The 2,571-nt window shown below is 43.9% G+C and carries 2 protein-coding genes; one reads left to right on the top strand and one right to left on the bottom strand.

All coding sequences use genetic code 11. From position 1 onward, the window contains the following. Positions 1-387 precede the first annotated feature (387 nt). Positions 388-624, top strand: a complete 237-nt coding sequence (locus GNF10_RS36380) for a hypothetical protein (protein ID WP_185581937.1) — start codon at positions 388-390, stop codon at positions 622-624. 228 nt (positions 625-852) lie between these two features. Here GNF10_RS36380 and nadB read toward each other — a convergent pair whose 3' ends face one another. Further along, positions 853-2,529, bottom strand: a complete 1,677-nt coding sequence (gene nadB / locus GNF10_RS36375; RefSeq protein ID WP_185593208.1) for an L-aspartate oxidase — start codon at positions 2,527-2,529, stop codon at positions 853-855. Positions 2,530-2,571: the final 42 nt, after the last annotated feature.

Here is a 2,571-nt window from a genome sequence, read left to right as displayed (position 1 = left end):
TTACTATATTTAAAACATAACTATACAAGAAAATAAGTATTTTTTTATATCTTTTGAAATCTTGATTCGGCAAACATAGTGTTAATACTTAGAAGTATTAAGATATTATTAATAAATAGTGAATTAAGCAAAACGCTTACCGCAATCCATCAACATATCTAACTTTAGACTGATGTAAAAATGGCTGATTAAGAATATTACTTAAGTATAGGAACTATTTAATACCAGCAAATTAAGGTTGTCGTACAAGTAAACACCACAATTACTTGTAAAGTATTGGGAATAATTTAATAAGTTCAAATATTATTTTTTCAAAAATATCAGTAAATATACGTTAGTTAATAAAAATACGTTTGAAATGAAAAAGTAGTAAATTTACTGGAACCAATGAAAACTAACTCCCGATTCACACAAATTATTATACTCTGTATAAGTGCTTACGTGCTAGTACCAAAAGTTGCCGCCTCCACGAGTCTATTCGGTGCTGCAAGTGCTAATACTGTTGTTAGTACTAGCAGCAATACTTTAATCGCCCGTAAAGTAAATTCTCCAAATCTAAAAGACACATATATACCACCAAATTATGGTGGCCCTGACAGTCAGCATGGTAGCGGCACTCGCTGATGGTCATTTTTGATTGTAGATTGTGGTAAAGCGGCTCATGTCTTAGACACCGCATCTGTTCCTTGGAAATATCCCAAAAAGAACGGCTGAAGTTTTCGCCGACCGGGTTAGTGAGTCTTATTACTTTGGGAGATAGCAAGGGTAGTTTATTAAAAAAATTACTAGAATCGAGCTGTCCCTAAGTCCGCCCATAAGTACATAGATGAGGAATGCGGGACAGAAGAATGTTCAAGATAATATTGGAGATTTCCACCAATGATTCCTTTGGACAAGTGTGTGAACTTGCCAATTGGGGTCTGGTTGAGGATAGTCTAAACGGTAGTGTCCACCTCGGCTCTCGGTTCTAAAAGCAGCACTTTTGAGAATTAAATCAGCCACATCTAATAAATTGCGGGTTTCTGCCCAAAGTCGCAATTGTCGTTCAACATCTGGGAACTCAAAACTAGCTGATTCTGTTGGTTGTAAAGCAAGCAAGAATTGACTTAAAGGCAAAGTAGCGAAATCTTGCTGCCAAGATTCAACAGTAGCGATCGCAGTTTCCAACTTTAATTGCTCCCGACAAATACCAGCACTTTCCCAAACTAGACGTGGTAACTTCTCTCTGAGCGCTTCTAGTTGTGCTTGCTGCCTGTGCCACTCACTAGCATCAACATTAAATTTCTGTGATGGCAACACTGGTGTTTGTGACGGCAACCCAATATTTTCCAGCTCTATTTGGCTCATCTGGGCCCCAAAGACAATACATTCCAGCAGGGAATTACTGGCAAGGCGATTTGCCCCATGCACCCCGGTACTAGCAGTTTCACCCACCGCGTACAAACTCTTAATATTCGTGCGATTCATCAGATCCGCGACAATCCCACCCATCCAATAATGGGCAGCAGGCGCTACAGGAATTGGTTCATGGAAAACATCAATTCCCCAATGCTGACAAACTTTGATGATGTTGGGAAAGCGGTGACGAATCTTGTCGGCAGGGATGGGGCGCATATCCAACCACACATGGACAGTGGCCAAATCAATGGCAGTACGTTGTAAATGGCTGAAAATTGCTCTGCTAACGACATCTCTCGGTGCGAGTTCACCCGCCGGGTGGTAGTCAAAGGCAAAACGCCGCCCTTCATTATCAACAAGGTGTGCCCCCTCGCCACGTACAGCTTCGCTAATCAGAAAGCGATCAGCACCAGGTTTAGTCAGGGCGGTCGGGTGAAATTGTACAAATTCCAAATCGCGGAGGATAGCCCCAGCCCGATATGCGATCGCTACCCCATCACCAGTACTCACAGCTGGGTTAGTGGTTTGGGCAAATACCTGACCGCCGCCACCAGTTGCCAAGATCACAGCACCAGCTTTAATCCATGTGATTTTGCCTTGATAAAACAGGCTTATTCCCTGACAGCGATTGCTTTCGGGTTCAATCCACAAACTCAAAGCTAAAGCTTGCTGAATGATTTGAATATTCGGGCGACGTAATACTTGGGCGGTGAGAGTGGTTGTAACTTCCCTGCCTGTAGTGTCCGCAGCGTGGAGAACACGGTTGCGAGAATGGGCAGCTTCTAAAGTTAAAGCCAAGGCTTGACCATGACGATCAAAAGCAACCCCCAAGTCAACTAGGGATTGAATACAGTTAGGGGCAAGTTGGGCGAGAAATTCTACAGCAGTGCGATCGCACAAACCTGCACCTGCCCGGATGGTATCTTCAATGTGTAACGTGGGAGAATCTTCCGGGGAAACGGCTGCGGCTATACCACCTTGTGCCCAATCACTAGCGGACAAAGCAACAGTTTCTTTGGTAATCAAGCCGACTCGCAAGGACTCTGGTAGACGCAGCGCTGTGTATAGTCCAGCAGCACCAGCGCCGACTACTAAGACATCAAATTGGCTAGGAATATCTATCTGAGGCAAGGTAATGGGGGAGGGGGAGCAGGGGGAGATGAGGGAGTAGGG

Source organism: Nostoc sp. UCD121 (assembly GCF_014222285.1).
Classification (GTDB): domain Bacteria; phylum Cyanobacteriota; class Cyanobacteriia; order Cyanobacteriales; family Nostocaceae; genus Nostoc.
This window is presented reverse-complemented; position numbering and strand designations above follow the sequence as displayed.